The organism is Empedobacter sp. 225-1 (genome assembly GCF_030328185.1).
In the GTDB taxonomy this organism is placed as follows: domain Bacteria; phylum Bacteroidota; class Bacteroidia; order Flavobacteriales; family Weeksellaceae; genus Empedobacter; species Empedobacter stercoris.
The window spans coordinates 1-17,802 of the sequence record NZ_JACALO010000049.1 but is presented as its reverse complement, the minus strand read 5'-3'; the positions used below and the strand labels follow the sequence as shown (position 1 = coordinate 17,802).

The window sequence follows — 17,802 nt, the reverse complement described above, 5'->3', positions numbered from 1 at the left end:
AGAAAGTTTGGCTATATTAGCCCTATCGAAAAACTAAAATCTACTTGGCCAGTTGCACTTATAACTTGAACATGGCAAATAATTATTAAACGAAAATTTTAATAAATTCAAATAAAAAAAGAACCTCAAAATTAAGGTTCTTCATTATCTAATCTATTTTCGAAAATATTTAATTCATCATTCAAAAAACGATGTTTTTCAGTTCGTATTCCTTTTAAGCGTGGTGCTAAAATTCCTTCATTCCAAATGGTATCAGAACTTAAGATTCTTGCTTCATCCCACAAATTGGCATCAATAAAATGTTGAATCGTATCGCATCCACCTTCAACAATCAGAGATTGAATATTATTTTCATATAAAAAGTTCATAATAGGCGGTAATATTGGTTGCGAAAAATCCAATTGGATAAGGTTTAAATTTTCTTCTGATGAATTTTCAAGTGAATTAAAAATAACCGTAGGTTGAGTCTGATCAAACAAATGAAAATTTCTCGGGATAGCTAAATTTTTGTCAATCGCAATTCTCAACGGATTATTCCCAGTCCAAAGTCTTGAGTTTAATTGTGGATTATCGATTAAAGCTGTGTTTTTTCCAACCAAAATAGCTTGTTCTTCCGTTCGCCATTTATGTACCAATTGTTTGGTGTATTGATTGGTAATCCATAATTGTATATCATCGCGTCCGATGTATCCATCTTCAGTTTGTGCCCATTTTAGGATAATGTATGGACGTTTTTTTTGATGAAATGTAATGAAACGCTTATTAAGGTTGATGCATTCTTTTTCTAAAACACCTAATGTCACATCCACACCATTTTTTAGCAAACGTAAGTAACCTTGTCCATTTACTTTTGCAAACGGATCTAACGTTCCTATTACAACTTTCGGAATTTCTTTTTCAATAATCAAATCTGCACATGGAGGTGTTTTACCATGATGCGAACAGGGTTCTAATGTCACATATAAAGTACTTTCCTTTAATAATTCAGGATTTTTGACTGAATTGATCGCGTTTACTTCTGCGTGAGGACCACCGTATTCAGATGTAAAACCTTCACCAATAATTTGATTGTTATGTACAATAATAGAACCAACAAACGGATTAGGATATGTTGTTCCTAACCCGTTTGTAGCAATTTGTATACAACGAGCCATATAGTGCTCATCGATAGATTGTTGTGTCATCTCTAAAAATTATGCATTAAAATCTATGTTGAATAATGTTTTCAATTTGATTTCAGCTTCAATTAATTTTTTACGTTTTTCGTCAATTTGTTTGTAAACATCTTTTAATAAAGGATTGTTTTCATTCGCATTCGAAAAGAAATGTACGTTATTATCTAATTGATTGATTTCTTTTTCTAATTCTTCAATCGTTTTACGTGTTTTTCTAATCTCATCATCCAATAAATTACCATTATTTCCAGCTTTTACTTTATTGACAAAAGATTGTAACTTGTAATCGTTCAATTCATTTTTCGAAAGATTTAGCGCTTCAAGTTTTTTGTGATAAATATCTGTAAACTCTTGGTTGATTAATGTTTTATCCGTTGGTACTTTTCCTAAACTCGTCCAATTGTTTTGAATTTCTTCTAATTGTTTCAATGCTTCGTCTTTATTATCAGAAATAGTTTGATTCTTGAATTCCTCTAATAAAGCTTGCTTGTTTGTATAGTTTTGTTCAAATTTTTGATTCGCTTGTTCGTGACGTTTTTTGTAGCGATCAAAGAATTGGTTGCATGTATCTTTAAATTCTTTCCAAATTTTATCTGAATTTTTTCTTGGAACATGACCAATTTTTTTCCAATCATTTTGAATTCTTTTAATCACTTGAACCGAAGCATTCCAATCTGTGCTTTCAGCATGTTGTTTTGCAATTTCAAGTAAAGCCAATTTCTTTTCAAGATTAATATGTTGTTCTGATTTTAAATCTTTGTAGAAATCATTTTTGATGTGATTAAACTCTCGTGTCACTTCTTTAAAAGCTTCCCAAGTTTGAGAATTTTTATCTTTCGGTACACGTCCCAACGAAATAAAGTTCTCACGTAATGTATTTACTTCTTTAATTGCTTTTTGCCAATCACTGTGCGATTTACTTGTTGAACTTGATGCAATTTCTTTAATACGAGCAATGATTTGAGTTTTCTTCTCTAAATTATCTTTTTGCTCTTGTTTTATTTTTTCATTCAATTCACCTTTACGGTCATGAATTTTATTCGTTAATTCTTTGAATTTCTGCCACGTTGGTTCGCGCAAATCTTCTTGTACTGGAACTGCTTCTTCTTTCCATAAACGGTGAAGGTATTGCAATTCATTCAACGCTTTTTGAACATTATTTTCTAAGACTAATTCTTCTGCACGTTTGATGATAGAATAACGAACTTCAAGATTATGTGCATAATCCAAAGTTTGCAATTCTTTGTTCATATCCAAATACGTGTAGAAATTGTCTAAATGGAAAAAATAATTTTTAAAAACATTTTCAGCATTTTTGCTCGGAATTCTTCCTGCGTTATGCCAACGAGTTTTCAACTCGCGAAATTGTTTGAACATCGCCGCAGAAGAATCATTTTGTTCTTGGTATAAGGCTTTTAATTCGTCAATAATTTCTAAACGTTCTTTCAAATTATCTGATTCTTTTTTCTCATTTTCTTTATGAAAAACAGCTAATTGATTTTTGAAATCGTTATAAACAGCATTAAATTTAGCTTTATAAGAAGTTTCGTATCTAAAATCTAATTCATCTCCACCTTCATTCAAAAAAGCTTCTTTTTTAACAGCTTCGTCTTCGTCTAATTTATTTTTAAACGCATCTCGAATTTGATTGAAATGTTCGCGAATATCTTGAACATCGTACTTGCTCAATAGATTTTTAGCTTCGTTTATTAAGACATCAAAGCTGAATGTTTCATAATCTTTAAACGAAATATCGCTCACTTTTTCTTGGTTGACTAACTCTTCTGTTTTATAAGTTTCCGTGTTAGAGTTGTTTGTGGTTGCAGATTTAGGTAATTGTTCTCCGTCTGCATTTTGCAGGTTATCCAATTCAGTATTCATAAGAAAATAAGTTTTGTTTCTCAAATCTAATAAAATTTGAGGACAATATCAAGTCTATTTTGTGTGATTATTCCAAATTTCCCAAGCTTTTTCTGCTTGTAGAATCAACATTTCGTGTCCATTTTTTATTTTAGAACCATTATGTTGTCCATTTTCTAAAAACTTTGTCACGGCTGGATTGTAAATCAAGTCGTACAATAAATGGTTTTCGTTTAGAAATTGATAAGGTAGAAGTGGTGCATTTTCAATATTAGGAAAAGTTCCTACTGGTGAACAATTCACAATTATTTGATGAGAATGCATGATTTCTTCATTCAATTCGTCATACGTAAAATGATTTTTAATTTTCGTTCTTGAAACAATTTTATATGTGATATTTAATTGGTCAAGAATATAAAAAATAGCTTTTGCAGCACCGCCATTTCCCAAAACCAATGCTTTTTTGTGATGCTGTTCTAAAAGAGGTTGTAAAGAGTGTTGAAAACCATAACAATCTGTATTGTGGCCAATTCTTTTTCCTTCTTTAATTAAAACTGTATTTACTGCACCAATTGCTTTTGCTTCGGGCGATAATTCATCCAAAAAAGGAATGATTTCTTGTTTGTAGGGAATTGTAACATTAAAACCTATTAAGCCTTCTGCTTCGAAAATTTTTTCTACTTCATCGATATGCTGTAAATCAAAAACATTGTAGACAGCGTCTACAATGTTTTCATTTATAAATTTTTCAGCAAAATAAGATTTCGAAAAAGAATAAGAAATATTTCTTCCGATTAATCCAAATTGTCTCATTCGTCTGTTTTATTTTTATTGAATCGAGCTTTCACAATTCGAATAATTAAAGGCATATTGGCCAATAAAATAATTCCAAAAATGAATTTCTCTAAATTATTTTTTACGATGTCAAACTGACCTAAAGTATATCCTAAAAAAGAAATTACGCCAACCCAAAGTACAGCACCAAAAAAACTGTAGGTGATAAATGTACGGTAATTAAGGTTTGTCACACCACATATAAATGGAATTATAGTACGAACTACTGGCATAAAACGTGCAATTATGATTGCTTTTTTACCGTTTTCGTTAAAAAATTCTGTTGCTTTTTCGATGTGTTTCTTTTTAAGGTACCACGAATCTTTTCTTCCTAAGATCCATCCGCCAAATTTTCGTCCAACATAATAATTTACGTTATCTCCAAGAATTGCTGCAACCATCAGTAAAGGAATGATATATTCGATATGTAAATGGTTTTGGTCATCGCTGGCCGCAATCATTCCAATCGAAAAGATAAGCGCATCTCCAGGTAAAAAAGGCATTAAAAATGACATGACAATTAAACCTGTTTCGGCAAAAATTATCAAGAATAGAATGGCATATATCCAATAACCGTAATTATTGATAATGTCCATTAATACCTTGTCTGGGCGTTGAACAAAATTGGTGATAAATTCAATAATAGATTGCATTTTTTATGCTCGTATAATATCAGCTCCAATAGCGCGTAAACGTACATCGATATCTTCGTAACCACGATCAATTTGATCGATGTTATGAATAACTGTTTTTCCTTTTGCAGAAAGTGCAGCAATCAATAAAGACATTCCGGCACGAATATCAGGTGACGTTAATTCTGCTCCTTTAAGAGGTGTTTCGTGATTAAGACCAATGACAGTGGCACGGTGAGGATCACATAAAATGATTTGTGCTCCCATATCGATTAGTTTATCTACGAAAAATAAACGTGATTCAAACATTTTTTGGTGGATTAAAACGCTTCCTTTCGCTTGTGTTGCAATTACTAAAATGATTGATAATAAATCAGGTGTAAATCCTGGCCAAGGCGCATCAGAAATTGTTAAGATAGAACCGTCAATAAAGCGTTCGATTTCATAATTTTCTTGAGCAGGTATATAAATATCGTCTTCGCGACGTTCTAATTTGATTCCTAATTTTCTGAAAACATCTGGAATAACACCTAAATTTTCCCACGAAACATTTTTGATGGTTAATTCAGATTTTGTCATTGCTGCCAAACCAATCCATGATCCAATTTCAATCATATCTGGTAAACATGTATGTTCGGTTCCGCCTAATTTTTCAACTCCTTCGATCGTTAAAAGATTTGAAGAAATTCCAGAAATTTTAGCACCCATTCTGTTTAACATTTTACATAATTGTTGAATATAGGGCTCACAAGCAGCGTTGTAAATAGTTGTTGTTCCTTTTGCAAGCACAGCAGCCATAATGATATTGGCAGTTCCTGTTACAGAAGCTTCTTCCAACAACATATAATTTCCTTGTAGTCCATTCTCGTCCACTTCTACACCGTAGAAATCTTCGTCTGGATTGAAACGATATTTTGCTCCTAATGCAAAGAAACCTTCGAAGTGTGTATCTAAACGACGACGTCCAATTTTATCTCCACCTGGCTTTGGCATAAATGCTTCTCCAAAACGAGCTAAAAGTGGTCCCATTAACATGATTGATCCACGTAAAGCAGCTCCATCTTTTCGAAATTGTTTTCCTTTTAAATAATCTAATCGTAATTCATCGGCTTGGAAAGTGAAATCACCTTTTCCATTTTTTTGTGTTTTGACACCTAAATCTCCTAAAATTTCAATCAAACGATTGACATCTCGGATATCCGGAATGTTTTTAACACGAACTTGTTCATTGGTTAATAAGACCGCACATAAAATTTGTAGTACTTCATTTTTAGCACCTTGAGGAGTGATTTCTCCTTTCAAAGGTTTCCCTCCCTTTATTTGAAATGTAGCCATTTAGTTGTATTAAATAGTTTTGATTTAACCTTTATTGTTTCGAACGTTTTGGTTTCGATTATTGTTATTTTGATTATTTCGGTTATTGTTGTTATTACGATTAGTCGAACTTTGGTTATTGTTTCGATTATTATTTTGATAACTTCGGTTACTTCTGTTGTTTTGATTGTTGTTTGAATGATTGTTATTGCTTAAACGCTCAGGAGAAACCAAATGATCTTCTACTTTTCTTAAATCAATTTTACCATTAGATAATTCGAACAAATGATTGAAAATAACTTGATCATCAACGGTATCTTTATTCCACAATAAATAACATTTTTTCATGTGATTAGCAATAGCAAAGTACAAGCCTTCGCTTTTTTCACCTTCTTCCCATGTTACAGCAACGTCAATCATTTTTCGAATATTATTCCCGTAATATCTGTATTTATAAATGCTTTGTGGATAATTTACTTTGTTTGGTTTGCTGTTTACAGTGTCCTTTTTTGTCGGAATTGGATAAGGAGATTTTACATCCAAATCAAATTCTGCCATGATAAAAAGTTGATCCCAAAGTTTGTGTTGGAAATCTGGTACGTCGCGCAAGTGTGGGTTTAATTCTCCCATAACTTCGATGATAATTTCAGCAAATCCGTTGCGTTCTGTTTCGTCTGTTATTGTTTTACAATGATTTACCATTTCTTGAATATGACGCCCATATTCTGGAATAATCAATTGCGTACGAAGTGTATTATATTCCATTAAATTTTCTAATGTATTGGTTACAAATTTACAAAAATCTATCCGATTATTTGAGTGAAAAAGGGATATTGATTGCTAAATTTTTATTAAATTATTGTCCTTCAAATATGGTTTAATTAGAAGAAGATAAACTTATCTTTCTATTTACTTTCTTCAAATTTGTTTAAAAAGTAAAGCCTTTGTTTAGTAAAGAAAATTAGGTTAAAAACCTTTCGATTGTCAACAAATATAATCTTTTTTTTTATCAAAAAATTAGTTGGTTATCGTTTAAAGATTAGATTAGTTCTTCTTTCTGCCTATCACTTCTTCTGTTTTTGATATTAATTGATGTGAATTAAGTGTTAAGTTTCTCATAGTTTTTGTGGAATTATAAGTGCTAAAATCGTTGTAGAAAGGATCAAAAGAAAGATTACTGCAATGTAACCCAAGGTTTGTTTAGTGTTTTTGAGATTTGTAACTGTTTTAAACCCCCTGTACAAATAATAAAACATAATTGCCATACAAAATAATGCGAAAAAACCTACAATAACTACCGTTATCATAATAGAAGGATTTTGTAAAATGGTTAAATCATTAGATAAAACTCCTTCCGTAACCTTGTTTATCTTCTGATTGATAAATGGAATAAAATCGGTGATAAAAACAATATAATAAGCAATTCTCGAAATTAAAACCACATTTATAATATCAATGAAACGAGTTTTTGGATTGATAAATTTTCCATAGAAATAAAGTAAAAGTATAGCAATTAAGACATTTCGGGTATTTTGGTAGATAATATCGACAAACGAAAAATCAATTTTTATTTTTTGAATACTCAAAAAATCAGGGAAATACGAATCGGTCAAATAACAGATATACGAAAAGAATAAATGTGCGATTAATCCAATAATCAATAATAATTTATCGTCAAAATAGGCAAAAGGATTAAGAAGTTTTTTGATCATCTTTTAAGGTTTTTATCGTGTGAATAAATTCATCAGGTTCGTCGCAACTAATCAAATATTTTACATTTTCTAATTCAATCGCAACCAATTTAGTTCGGTCTTTTATATTACATCGATAGTTATCCATCGAAATTCCAATCAATCCATAAACGCCTCTTGCGCCAATTATCATCAAATTGTTTTGAGATTTTCGAGAGATGCTTTTTATTTCATTTATAGGGATAACAAATGTTTTAATTTTTGTGCAAAAATAAATATTGTTTAAGTCAATTTTAATTTTATTAATAGAAAATAAATAACAACCAACTAGAACAGGAGTTACTATTCCCCAGTAAATTAGTTTAGGAAATAGACTTTTTTCATTATAAATCAGTGATAATCCAATGAGTAATAAAAAGGAAATTAGAATGACAGTTGTCCATTTAAAAAATGGTGACATCGTAACAGTAAACTCTTTATTCATTTGATATAGAATTTATTTTATGAATCAAATCATCTACCTTATTTCGCATAGTTGGATAACTTACATCCATTTGTTTTGCCATATCTTTTAGACTTCCTGAACTTAAGAAAAATTGCATAATAAAATGTTGTTCTTCTGAGGAAAGTTTTAAAAATAATGGAAGTTCATAGTTCCCAACAACTTGCGTTTCGCAATTGTTACAGATCAGTTTTTCTACAGCTAACTCTTCTGTGCAACTTGGACAAAGTACGGGTAGTTTTTTCAAAATATAAATAAAGTTAAATTAAACTTAAATAAAATTAATATAATCAAAAAAAATAAAACATATTTATATTAACTTTTAAAACTTTAATCTATTATTGATTCAGAGTTTTTTGATGATTTAACTAATGATCAATCTTTGATAAAGTGTGTTTTTTGATGATTTAATTTTAATTTAATACGTTTTCTTTTTGTTCTATGTCATTTTGTCAAAAAACAATAATGCAAAACATAAAACAAATTATCAAATGAAAATAAGAACAATCATTAAAACAAATTTATTATTTATTGTCTGTTTTGGAGGAAGTTTAACCGCTCAAGAAAAATATCAAGCACCAAAGTTAGATAATCAAAAATCATGGTCAATCATTATGATTCCAGATATTCAGAACTATACTAAGTTTAATCAAAATCAACCTATTTTAGAGTTGATGACGAGATGGATTGAAAATAATATTGAGTCTCTAAATGTTAAAATGGTGATGTGTGTTGGAGATTTAGTCGAACAAAATGAAATCATTAACAATGGTCATGATGGAAATCAAACTGCACAAAAACAGTGGGAAGCTGCATCAAAAGCGTTTAGTTATTTGGATGGAAAGGTGCCTTATATTACAGCGACAGGTAACCATGATTATACCATTAATAGAGAAGGAAAACGTTGGACTCGTTTTGATGAATTTTTTCCAATTGATAAAAATTTTTTAAATAGAAAAGCAATTGTTCAAAATGGTGTAGACGAAGATGAAAAAGCAACTTTAGCAAATTCTGCTTTTGAGCTAAAAAATTTGAATGGTAAAGATTTTTTGTTTTTAACTTTAGAATATGCCCCGAGAGATTATACATTAGAATGGGCAAATAAAATTGTACAATTGGAACAATATAAAAACCATCAAATTGTAATGATGACACATGCGTATATGGGGAGAGATGATAAGCGATTGACAAAAGATGAAACTTGGGTTATTTTCCAACCTTATTCAATCGATAATAAAATTCAGAAATCTTCTCGAATCAAATTACCTCATTCAAATACAGGAGAACAGATTTGGCAAAAATTAGTAAAATCAACTCCCAATATGCAATTGGTTTTAGCGGGACATATTTCTGGTGAAGGATATAGAATGGATAAGAATGATGCAGGAAAATCTGTTCATCAAATTTTGTTTGATGCTCAATCGATTGGAGGTGGACATTATGGGAATGGAGGAGATGGATGGTTGAGAATATTAGAGTTTTATCCGGATAACAAAACGGTTAAAATTAAAACATTTTCTCCTTTATTCGGTATTTCTCCAACTACTCAACAATTTGCATGGAAAAAGGACGAACGTAATGAATATATAATTACAATAGATTAAATAGATAAAAGAAAAAATAAAAAAGGTAGATTTTCTACCTTTTTTTATGCTATTAAATAAGGATAAATAGGAAATTTTCAAAATTAACAATATAGAATTAACGATTATTTAAAGTCGTTTGCAATTACTTAAAAAACGGTTAAAGTTAAGTTAATATGTTTCTGCAATAAACCATATAATTTCGCGACAAACAAACATGGACATGAAACGATTAACTATTCCACTTCTTTTATTTGGTGGTCTTCTCTCATTACAAGCAAAAGAAATCTCTACTGAACTTCCTACAAAAAAGTGGACAAATTTCCTTAGCCCCTATGCTGCGATTTTAAATTTGTTAATAATAAATTGATTAAATTCTAATATCGTTCTGTTTTCTAAAAACTTATGTCTTCTGTGAGTGTTATAGAATCCTTCTATATATTCAAATATTGATAGTTTAGCTTCTTTTCTAGTTTGATACCTATTTTGATAAATAAGTTCCATTTTCAACGTTTTAAAGAAGCTTTCAGCCACGGCATTATCCCAACAATTCCCTTTTCTGCTCATACTTCTGGTGATGAGTTTGTATCTCTCTACCTCCCTGCAAAACTCCTTACAAGCATATTGAACCCCTCTGTCAGAATGAAAAATAAGAGAATCTGTTTTCATTAATGGACGATTTATAAGAGCCATTTTGAAAGCTGTAATACTGGTATCTTTAGCATACATGGTAGAACTCACAGACCATCCAATTACTTTTCTATCAAATAAATCTATCACAGTGGTAAGATACAACCAACTCTGTTTGGTTCTAATGTAAGTAATATCAGAGACCCAAGCAGAATTAGGCTTTTCCACCGTAAAATTCCTGTTCAAATGATTTTCGACAACAGGATATTTATGAGATGAATCGGTAGTCACCTTAAATTTTCTTTTCAATATACTTCGTAATGCATGCTTTTTCATCAGTCTTGCTACTCGCTGTTTAGACACTTTTATCCCTAATGATTCAAGTTCTTTAGCTATTCTGGGACTGCCATATCTGCCTTTATAAAGCGTATAAATTCTCTTGATTTCATCACTCAGCATTTGATTATACAATGCTCTTTTTGAAGGAACTCCAACAAGCCATTTATAATATGAACTTCTACTGACTTTTAGTACTTTACACATCTTTTCAACAGGAAATATAGTTGTATGAGATTCTATAAAACGATACTTTACCTGTCGCTCCTGGAAAAGATGCTTACCGCCTTTTTTAGGATTTCATGCTCTAGTTTTAGATGAGCAAGCTCTTTGTTAAGACGGATGATTTCCAACTCTTCTTTACTCTTTTCCTTTATTTTTGACTCTGATGTAAGCTTTCCTGATTTAAAATCCTTGCTCCAACGTTTGATATTCTCTGGATTCACTCCAAGTTCTCGTCCCAAAGAGGTCATACTGCATCCTCTTTCTTCTAATAATTCCAACGTTTTGAGTTTGAATTCTAAACTGTAATTCTTTCTACTCTTTTTCATTCTCTAAAGATACAGCATGGAGGCTTAGCTTTTGTGTCCACCTAAAGGTAGTAACTCCACCTTTGATTATTACAAAAAGGAGACATCAGATATGTTGTTAGAGCTTGAAATTCCAGATTATATCGGCTATGATAATCCCCAACAAAATACAGGGTCTATGTATACAAAAGGTTGGGATTTTTCGATTTCTTGGCGAGATAGAATCAATGATTTTAAATATGGAATTGCATTAAATCTTTCAGATTCAAAATCAGTTATGGGAGATTTAGGAGGAATTGTTTTTGATGATGCTCAAGCGATTATGGCAGGTGGTCAATACAAAGAATGGTATGGTTATATTGCAGAAGGCATTTACCAAACGCAAGATGAAGTTGCAAATTCTGCCACCTTAAATAAAAATGTGAAACCAGGGGATATTCGTTATAAAGATATTAGTGGGCCAGATGGTATGGCAGATGGTATTATTTCTCCCGAATATGATCGTCAGTTATTAGGAGGTTCTTTACCAAGATATTTATTTGGAGGTACATTAGATGTGGCGTACAAAGGGTTTGATTTTGCTATGACATTTCAAGGTGTAGGAAAACAAAATGCGTATTTATCAACTCAATTCATGAAACCTTTTCAAAGTTCTTGGACAAATCCATCTGGAATTATCGATGGTAATTATTGGAGTGTTTACAATACTGCAGAAGAGAATATGAAAGCTAAATACCCTCGTTTATCAAATGTTGGTGCTGAAAATAATAATTACGAAACTTCTACTTTTTGGATGAGAAAAGGGTCTTATTTCCGTATGAAAAATATTACGATAGGTTATACTTTACCTGCCTATTTAACAGATAAAGTTGGTATTTCGAGTTTACGTGTATTTGCTTCTGGAAATGATTTATTCTCGATTGATAGTTTTCCAAAAGGTTGGGATCCTGAAGTAAATTATAATACTTATATCAGTCGTTCGTTCACCCTTGGTTTATCTGTAAAATTCTAACATCATGAAAAAAATTATAATTGCCTTATCAATCTTTGCTTCTTTCACTTCTTGTGCAGATTTAGACCTTAACCCTTTGTCAGAAGGGGCAAGTGAAAACTGGTATTCTAACGAAAGTGAAATCAATTTATCATTAAATGATTTGTATCGTCAATACGCATGGGATACAGAAATTAATTGGCGCGCCGAGCGTATGACTGACAATTGGTCGCAACGTCAAACGATGAATGATTATGCTGCAGGTGCAATCACATCTACTTGGAGTGTAGCAGAATTAAATTGGAAAAATTTGTACAAAGCTGTTTCAAGAGCCAATACAATTTTAGAAAACTTAGAAAAGGCAGATAACACTGTTTCGGCTTCTAAGAAGTTGCAATTCGAAGCTGAAGCTCGTTTTATGCGTGCGAATGCATATGCAAGATTAATTTTTCTTTGGGGAGATGTACCTTTTTATACGAATACGTTAGATATCGATAATGCGTTCAAATTAGGAAGAACAGATAAAAAAGAAGTGATTGCACAAGTTTATAAAGATTTAGATTTTGCTGCAGAAAATTTACCAAAATCATACGCAAGCAATGAATTTGCTCGAGCAACAAAAGGAGCAGCTTTAGCATTCAAATCAAGATATGCATTATATTTTAAAGATTATGCATTAGCAAGAGATGCAGCAAAAGCTTGTATGGATTTGAATCAATATTCGTTATATCCAGATTTTGGAGAATATTTTAAATCAAGTACACGAAATGCGGTAGAAACAATTTTCTCCATACCACGTTCTACAGAATTAGGGGAAGATTTATCAGTTAAAAATTTTATTCCACGTAATGCAGGAGGAACAGCAACAGCGCAACCTTCGTGGGATTTATTCTTTTCTTTTTATGCTTCTGATGGAAAACCTATTGATGAATCGCCTTTATATAATCCACAAAAGCCATTCGAAAATCGTGATCCACGTTTAAAAGAAACAATTGTAGAATTTGGTTCAGACTTTTTGGGGTATATCTACGATCCTAATCCATATGCAACAACTGTATTAAATACAACAACGGGTTCTATGGTCAAAAATAGTGACACAAGAGCTGTTGATACGTATGCTTCTTACAATGGATTGTCCCTAAAAAAAGGTGTTGATGTTGATTGGTCTGATGATTATAAAGCCGATACAGATATTATTATCATGCGATATGCTGATGTTTTATTGATGTATGCGGAAGCAAAAATTGAGCTAAATGAAATCGATCAATCTACCATTGAAGCAATTAATCAAGTTCGAAAAAGAGCATATAAAAATGAAACAAGTTTTCCTGCGGTGACGATGGATAATCAAATTTCACTTAGAAAAACACTTCGTGCAGAAAGAAGAATGGAATTTGCTTGGGAAAATCGTCGTTTAGATGATTTGATTCGTTGGGATTTAGCAGATGAAGCATTAACAATAGATAATTATGGTTTCTTAGATCCAGCTGCTTTAAAATCTAAAATAGTCGATAAGGGCTTATGGGTTTTCCCTTCAACTCCTGAAATTGATGAGAATGGATTGGTAGACTTAAAGGGCATGTTCAATCAAGGATTAGTTAAAAAATTAGCAACAAGAAACTTTAACGAACGTCAATGTTTATGGCCAATTCCATACAAGGAAATTTCGATTAATCCGAATATAAAACAAAATCCTGGTTATTAATGATGACAAAAGTTTTTTATATGGTGTGAAAATAGAATAGCGTTTTTGAAAAAATTTAAACTAATTGACTAAATTGAAAAGCTACTCATTTTTTTGAGTAGCTTTTGTGTTTTTTAATATTTCATTCAATTAAGAATTAGTTTGTCGTTCTAATTTTTCTATCAACAATGCTTTAGCATTTGTAAGCGCATAGTCTTTTGCTTCTGCAAAAGAAATATTGTATTTTCGATGAAGCGACTGTATATCTTTGGGTAATTCACTTAAAAGTTTATCGTAATACGTATCTAACATTTCTGTTGTAGGCATTTTGAAATCAATTTTTAATTGAAATCTTCTTAATAAGGCAACGTCTATAATATGCGGATGATTGGTTGCTGCGATTAACAACGAATTTTGAGGTAAATAATCTATCAGTTGAATAACCGTATTCACTAATCGCCTCATTTCACCAACATCTTTGTCGTCATTTCCGCGTGCTTTTCCAATTTGATCAAATTCATCCAAAAAAAGAATAGCTTTTTCGCGAGCAGCTTTATCAAAAAGCATTCGAATATTTTGTGAAGTTTCTCCAATTCGTGACGAAACGATATTACTTAAATTGAGAATCAATATAGGTTTTCCAATTTCATTTGCAATCGCTTTTGCAGTAGTTGTTTTTCCACATCCCGAAAAACCATGCAGCAAAATTTTGTTGTTAACGGGTAAATTATATTTATTTAATTCCTCTATATAGCGATTTTCTTTGATTAATTGTTTTACTTGGGCAAGATTTTGCTCATCTAAAAAAACATCATTCAAAGAAATTTCTTCTTTATCATCAACAATCAAATCGTAAATATTCATATCAAGTATTTCAAATTTCAAAATTAAACTTTTTTAATTCGAAACTCGATTTTTAAATCCAAAAAAGAGTTGAGGTTTTTCTATTTAATTAATTCTAAAATATTTCGATTGAATTATCAATATTCTTTACATTTACAAACCAAAAACAACAATAATATGGCTTCAGGAATATTTGCAGTATTAGATGATATTGCAGCTTTGATGGATGATGTAGCGGTAACAAGTAAAGTTGCAGCGAGTAAAACAGCAGGGATTTTAGGCGATGATTTAGCGGTGAATGCTGAAAAAGCGACAGGTTTTTTGTCTTCGAGAGAAATTCCAGTTTTATGGGCCATTACAAAAGGTTCGTTTATCAATAAATTAATTATTGTTCCAATTGTTTTAACATTGAATCACTTTTTGCCAGAAGCAATTAAATATGTATTGATTTTAGGTGGTTTTTATTTGGCTTTTGAAGGTGTTGAGAAAATTATTGAATATATTTTTCATCGTGCCAAGAAAGGTACAGAAGTGATTCAGGAAGATAAAGCAGAAGACAACAAGGAAGTATCAGAAAAATCGAAAGTGAAATCTGCAATTATTACAGATTTTATTCTTTCCATAGAAATTGTGATAATAGCTTTAAGTACTGTATTAGAGCAACCAATGATAACACAGGTTTTGACTGTTTCAATCATTGCTATTATTGCGACTTTAGGAGTATACGGGATAGTAGCGTTAATTGTTCGTATGGATGATGCTGGATTTAGATTGATCAAAGCTTCCGAAGATAAAGGAATGGTTTCGAAAATGGGACACTTTTTAGTGAGCGCACTCCCTTATGTGATCAAGATTTTGGGTGTGGTTGGTACGATTGCGTTACTATTGGTTTCAGGACAAATATTTGTTCATAATATTGAATACTTACATCATTTAATTCCAACTTCAATTCCAGCTATGATTAGCGAAGCTTTAGTGGCTTTAATAGCAGGTTTGTTTGTCGTGCTAATTGTTACGATTTTTAAGAAATTATTTGGTTTGGGTAAAGCTCATTAGGAAATAATATAAATGAATGTAGAGGTTGATTTATTGTAAATTTTATTCAAGCATTATTCAATTCTACATCAATTTTATTGATACATTTGCATCCTAACATTTTAGGTGAATGAATTTTAAAAAATTAGCTCTTGCTGCACTTGCGATAGGGACAACGGCTTATATCGTTAATCACAACAAAAAAAATATTAAATATAAACCAGTACAAAACTTTGATTTAGACGAGTTTTTAGGACGTTGGTACGAAATTGCTCGTTTAGAAAACAAAGTACAAAAAGGTCATACGAATGTAACGCACCGTTTTAATTTGAACGAAGAAAATGGTTCTTTGGGAGTGATTGTACGTGGATATGATAAAAAGAAAAAAGGGTGGAGTAAGATTGAAGGGATTGCAACACAAGATATCGAAAATGTTGGATTATTTTCAACAACATTCTTACCTATTTTTGCTAAAAAATTATATGTAATTGATTACGATAAAGACTATAATAATGCATTAGTTGCAAGCGAAGATTATAAAAAGCTATGGATTTTATCGCGTAAAAAAGAAATATCGGATAAAGTAAAAGATCGATTTTTAGATTCTGCAAAGAAAGTAGGGTTTGATCCAAGTAAATTAATTTGGCCATCTCAGGTGCCAATTGCAAAATAAAATATATAGAATTGTCCGTCCTGAAAAAACTGATACAGGATGCAACTCGGATCTTTTCATTTCTGATTATAAATTTGTCTAATTTATAATCAGAAATGAAAATTTTACTTATTTAACTGAAGGGTCAACTGTAGGTTTACATGGTGTAGTAAGAACTTAAATAATACAATATTTCTTTCCAAATTCAACTCTGAAAATAGGTAATATAGAATTTACAAATCCACAATTTTTTGCTTCTTATTTTGAGGAGAATAACTTAGGTTTTAGCTTTTTGAAATAATTAATATCATTTTAGATTTACGAAATAAACTACTTTTTTTTACAAAAAGCTAAATCAGAAATGAAAAATTTATTGATTATACATTTAATTTTATTCCAATTTATGATTTTGAAAAGAATCAATGGTAATTGGTGAAATTAACATCAAAGAAGAACGATTTAAATTGGGTGATATCCTAAATGAAAATAAATGGAGAAAAACTTCTGGAAATTGGTAATAAGTGTGATAATCAACTAAAAAAAATTGTGAATCATCACAAGAAAATTGGTGTAAAAAATTATAATTGAAAACTAATAACTACAACTAATAAACACTTGGTAAAAGTAGCTATTTCGTATTTTGTATAAAGTTTTTTTCGTAAGTTTGAACTTCGCGCTTTGTTTGAAGTTTAGTGATAGAAGTCACACCTTCGTCAAGCGCCGAAACGTTAGTAGAAATTTTAAAAAACGACCTACATGAATAGAAAATTGCTATTATTGATAATACTGACATTTTTTACCATTTCAGTCAATGCACAAAATGTAAAAGCTGAATACAGGATGAACTTAAGTGGAATATTGTACGAAAGTATAATTTTGTTTGATGACGGAACATTTAAGCTAACAAACGAATATGATCTATACTTTGAAACATTTGGTATATATGAAATAATCGAGGATTATTTATTTTTAGCTGAAGATGATATATACCAAAACGCAATAAAACTTAACCCTAAATTAACAGCAAGTTCTGTAGCTAAAAAAATATATAAGATTGGAGACGATAAAATTTTCATCACTATTAAAGGAAAAGTTAAAAAACGCATTGTTGACAAGTCACTAACAAAAGGATTAAGCAATATATTTGGACATAAATACCAATATATAAAAATTCAATAAAAAACTTCTGCTAATAAGGGTAACTGTTGCACAACTCCAATTTTCGATTTCAGTTAGACAAAAAAACAAAGAATTGAGCTACATTGGAAACGATGAATAAAAAACTGCTTATAATATCTACTCATTTTCTGTAGTAAAAACGATATTTTCGAGTCAGAAATCTACTATCTAGTTTCTCAAATCTAAAATTCTCAAAAAATATTTCCCGTCATAACAGTTAGTTAGGGATATAAAGTAAAATAAATGTAAAATGTGTTTGGAAGTTCGGAAAAATGGGTTGTATATTTGCAATCCCAATACGAAAGACGAGTAGTATTGTAGTTGACATAAA

At 30.9% G+C, this 17,802-nt stretch carries 17 protein-coding genes; 6 read left to right on the top strand and 11 right to left on the bottom strand.

The annotated features are described in order from the left end of the window. Positions 1-131 precede the first annotated feature (131 nt). The 9 genes from ribD to HX088_RS12485 all read right to left on the bottom strand — a co-directional run bounded on the left by ribD (position 132) and on the right by HX088_RS12485 (position 8,255). A complete protein-coding gene (ribD, locus tag HX088_RS12525) occupies positions 132-1,184 on the bottom strand; it encodes a bifunctional diaminohydroxyphosphoribosylaminopyrimidine deaminase/5-amino-6-(5-phosphoribosylamino)uracil reductase RibD (protein WP_171622337.1) in 1,053 nt (350 codons plus the stop codon). Between the two features lie 9 nt (positions 1,185-1,193). After that, entirely contained in the window at positions 1,194-3,056 is a 1,863-nt protein-coding gene (locus tag HX088_RS12520; RefSeq protein WP_286484315.1) for a DUF349 domain-containing protein, read from the bottom strand. 54 nt (positions 3,057-3,110) lie between these two features. Further along, positions 3,111-3,848 carry a shikimate dehydrogenase family protein gene (locus tag HX088_RS12515; RefSeq protein ID WP_171622339.1) on the bottom strand — a complete coding sequence of 246 codons (738 nt, stop codon included), beginning with the start codon at positions 3,846-3,848 and terminating at the stop codon, positions 3,111-3,113. Then, on the bottom strand, positions 3,845-4,522 hold the full coding sequence (locus HX088_RS12510) for a VTT domain-containing protein (RefSeq protein WP_171622340.1): 678 nt from the start codon (positions 4,520-4,522) through the stop codon (positions 3,845-3,847). The genes HX088_RS12515 and HX088_RS12510 overlap by 4 nt, the downstream gene beginning before the upstream one ends. A gap of 3 nt (positions 4,523-4,525) precedes the next feature. Further along, positions 4,526-5,836, bottom strand: coding sequence for a UDP-N-acetylglucosamine 1-carboxyvinyltransferase (gene murA, locus HX088_RS12505; RefSeq protein WP_284583458.1), 1,311 nt, complete (start codon positions 5,834-5,836; stop codon positions 4,526-4,528). 24 nt (positions 5,837-5,860) lie between these two features. Then, positions 5,861-6,580, bottom strand: a complete 720-nt coding sequence (locus tag HX088_RS12500) for a DUF4290 domain-containing protein (RefSeq protein WP_225542781.1) — start codon at positions 6,578-6,580, stop codon at positions 5,861-5,863. A gap of 350 nt (positions 6,581-6,930) precedes the next feature. Continuing rightward, a complete protein-coding gene (locus HX088_RS12495; protein WP_286484313.1) occupies positions 6,931-7,527 on the bottom strand; it encodes a hypothetical protein in 597 nt (198 codons plus the stop codon). Next, complete coding sequence (locus HX088_RS13990) at positions 7,508-7,699, bottom strand: hypothetical protein (RefSeq protein ID WP_484067862.1); 192 nt, start codon at positions 7,697-7,699, stop codon at positions 7,508-7,510. The genes HX088_RS12495 and HX088_RS13990 overlap by 20 nt, the downstream gene beginning before the upstream one ends. A 283-nt stretch (positions 7,700-7,982) precedes the next feature. After that, on the bottom strand, positions 7,983-8,255 hold the full coding sequence (locus HX088_RS12485; protein ID WP_221411940.1) for a DUF2089 family protein: 273 nt from the start codon (positions 8,253-8,255) through the stop codon (positions 7,983-7,985). A gap of 244 nt (positions 8,256-8,499) precedes the next feature. On the opposite strand from HX088_RS12485, the gene HX088_RS12480 reads away from it, so the two are divergent. Beyond that, the gene (locus HX088_RS12480; RefSeq protein WP_286484312.1) at positions 8,500-9,612 is read left to right on the top strand and encodes a metallophosphoesterase; all 1,113 of its coding nucleotides are present in this window, start codon (positions 8,500-8,502) and stop codon (positions 9,610-9,612) included. Positions 9,613-9,924: 312 nt separating this feature from the next. Here the strand turns inward: HX088_RS12480 and HX088_RS12475 are convergent. Further along, positions 9,925-11,108 (bottom strand): IS3 family transposase gene (locus HX088_RS12475; protein ID WP_286484311.1). Its coding sequence is split into 2 segments (ribosomal slippage): positions 9,925-10,853 and positions 10,853-11,108, totalling 1,185 coding nucleotides; the frame shifts between segments, so codons are not numbered across the junction. 91 nt (positions 11,109-11,199) lie between these two features. Between HX088_RS12475 and HX088_RS12470 the strand changes: the two genes are divergently transcribed. Next, positions 11,200-12,099, top strand: a complete 900-nt coding sequence (locus HX088_RS12470; RefSeq protein ID WP_286484310.1) for a SusC/RagA family TonB-linked outer membrane protein — start codon at positions 11,200-11,202, stop codon at positions 12,097-12,099. Positions 12,100-12,103: 4 nt separating this feature from the next. Further along, positions 12,104-13,783, top strand: coding sequence for a RagB/SusD family nutrient uptake outer membrane protein (locus tag HX088_RS12465; RefSeq protein ID WP_286484309.1), 1,680 nt, complete (start codon positions 12,104-12,106; stop codon positions 13,781-13,783). Between the two features lie 129 nt (positions 13,784-13,912). On the opposite strand, the gene HX088_RS12460 is transcribed toward HX088_RS12465, so the two are convergent. Next, positions 13,913-14,626 carry an AAA family ATPase gene (locus tag HX088_RS12460; RefSeq protein WP_284583462.1) on the bottom strand — a complete coding sequence of 238 codons (714 nt, stop codon included), beginning with the start codon at positions 14,624-14,626 and terminating at the stop codon, positions 13,913-13,915. 156 nt (positions 14,627-14,782) lie between these two features. On the opposite strand from HX088_RS12460, the gene HX088_RS12455 reads away from it, so the two are divergent. The 3 genes from HX088_RS12455 (at position 14,783) to HX088_RS12445 (ending at position 17,471) form a co-directional block, all read left to right on the top strand. After that, positions 14,783-15,661, top strand: coding sequence for a DUF808 domain-containing protein (locus HX088_RS12455; RefSeq protein ID WP_225539438.1), 879 nt, complete (start codon positions 14,783-14,785; stop codon positions 15,659-15,661). Between the two features lie 109 nt (positions 15,662-15,770). Further along, positions 15,771-16,313 carry a lipocalin family protein gene (locus HX088_RS12450; protein ID WP_260542671.1) on the top strand — a complete coding sequence of 181 codons (543 nt, stop codon included), beginning with the start codon at positions 15,771-15,773 and terminating at the stop codon, positions 16,311-16,313. A 735-nt stretch (positions 16,314-17,048) separates the two neighbouring features. Next, positions 17,049-17,471, top strand: coding sequence for a hypothetical protein (locus HX088_RS12445; RefSeq protein WP_260542673.1), 423 nt, complete (start codon positions 17,049-17,051; stop codon positions 17,469-17,471). Positions 17,472-17,802: the final 331 nt, after the last annotated feature.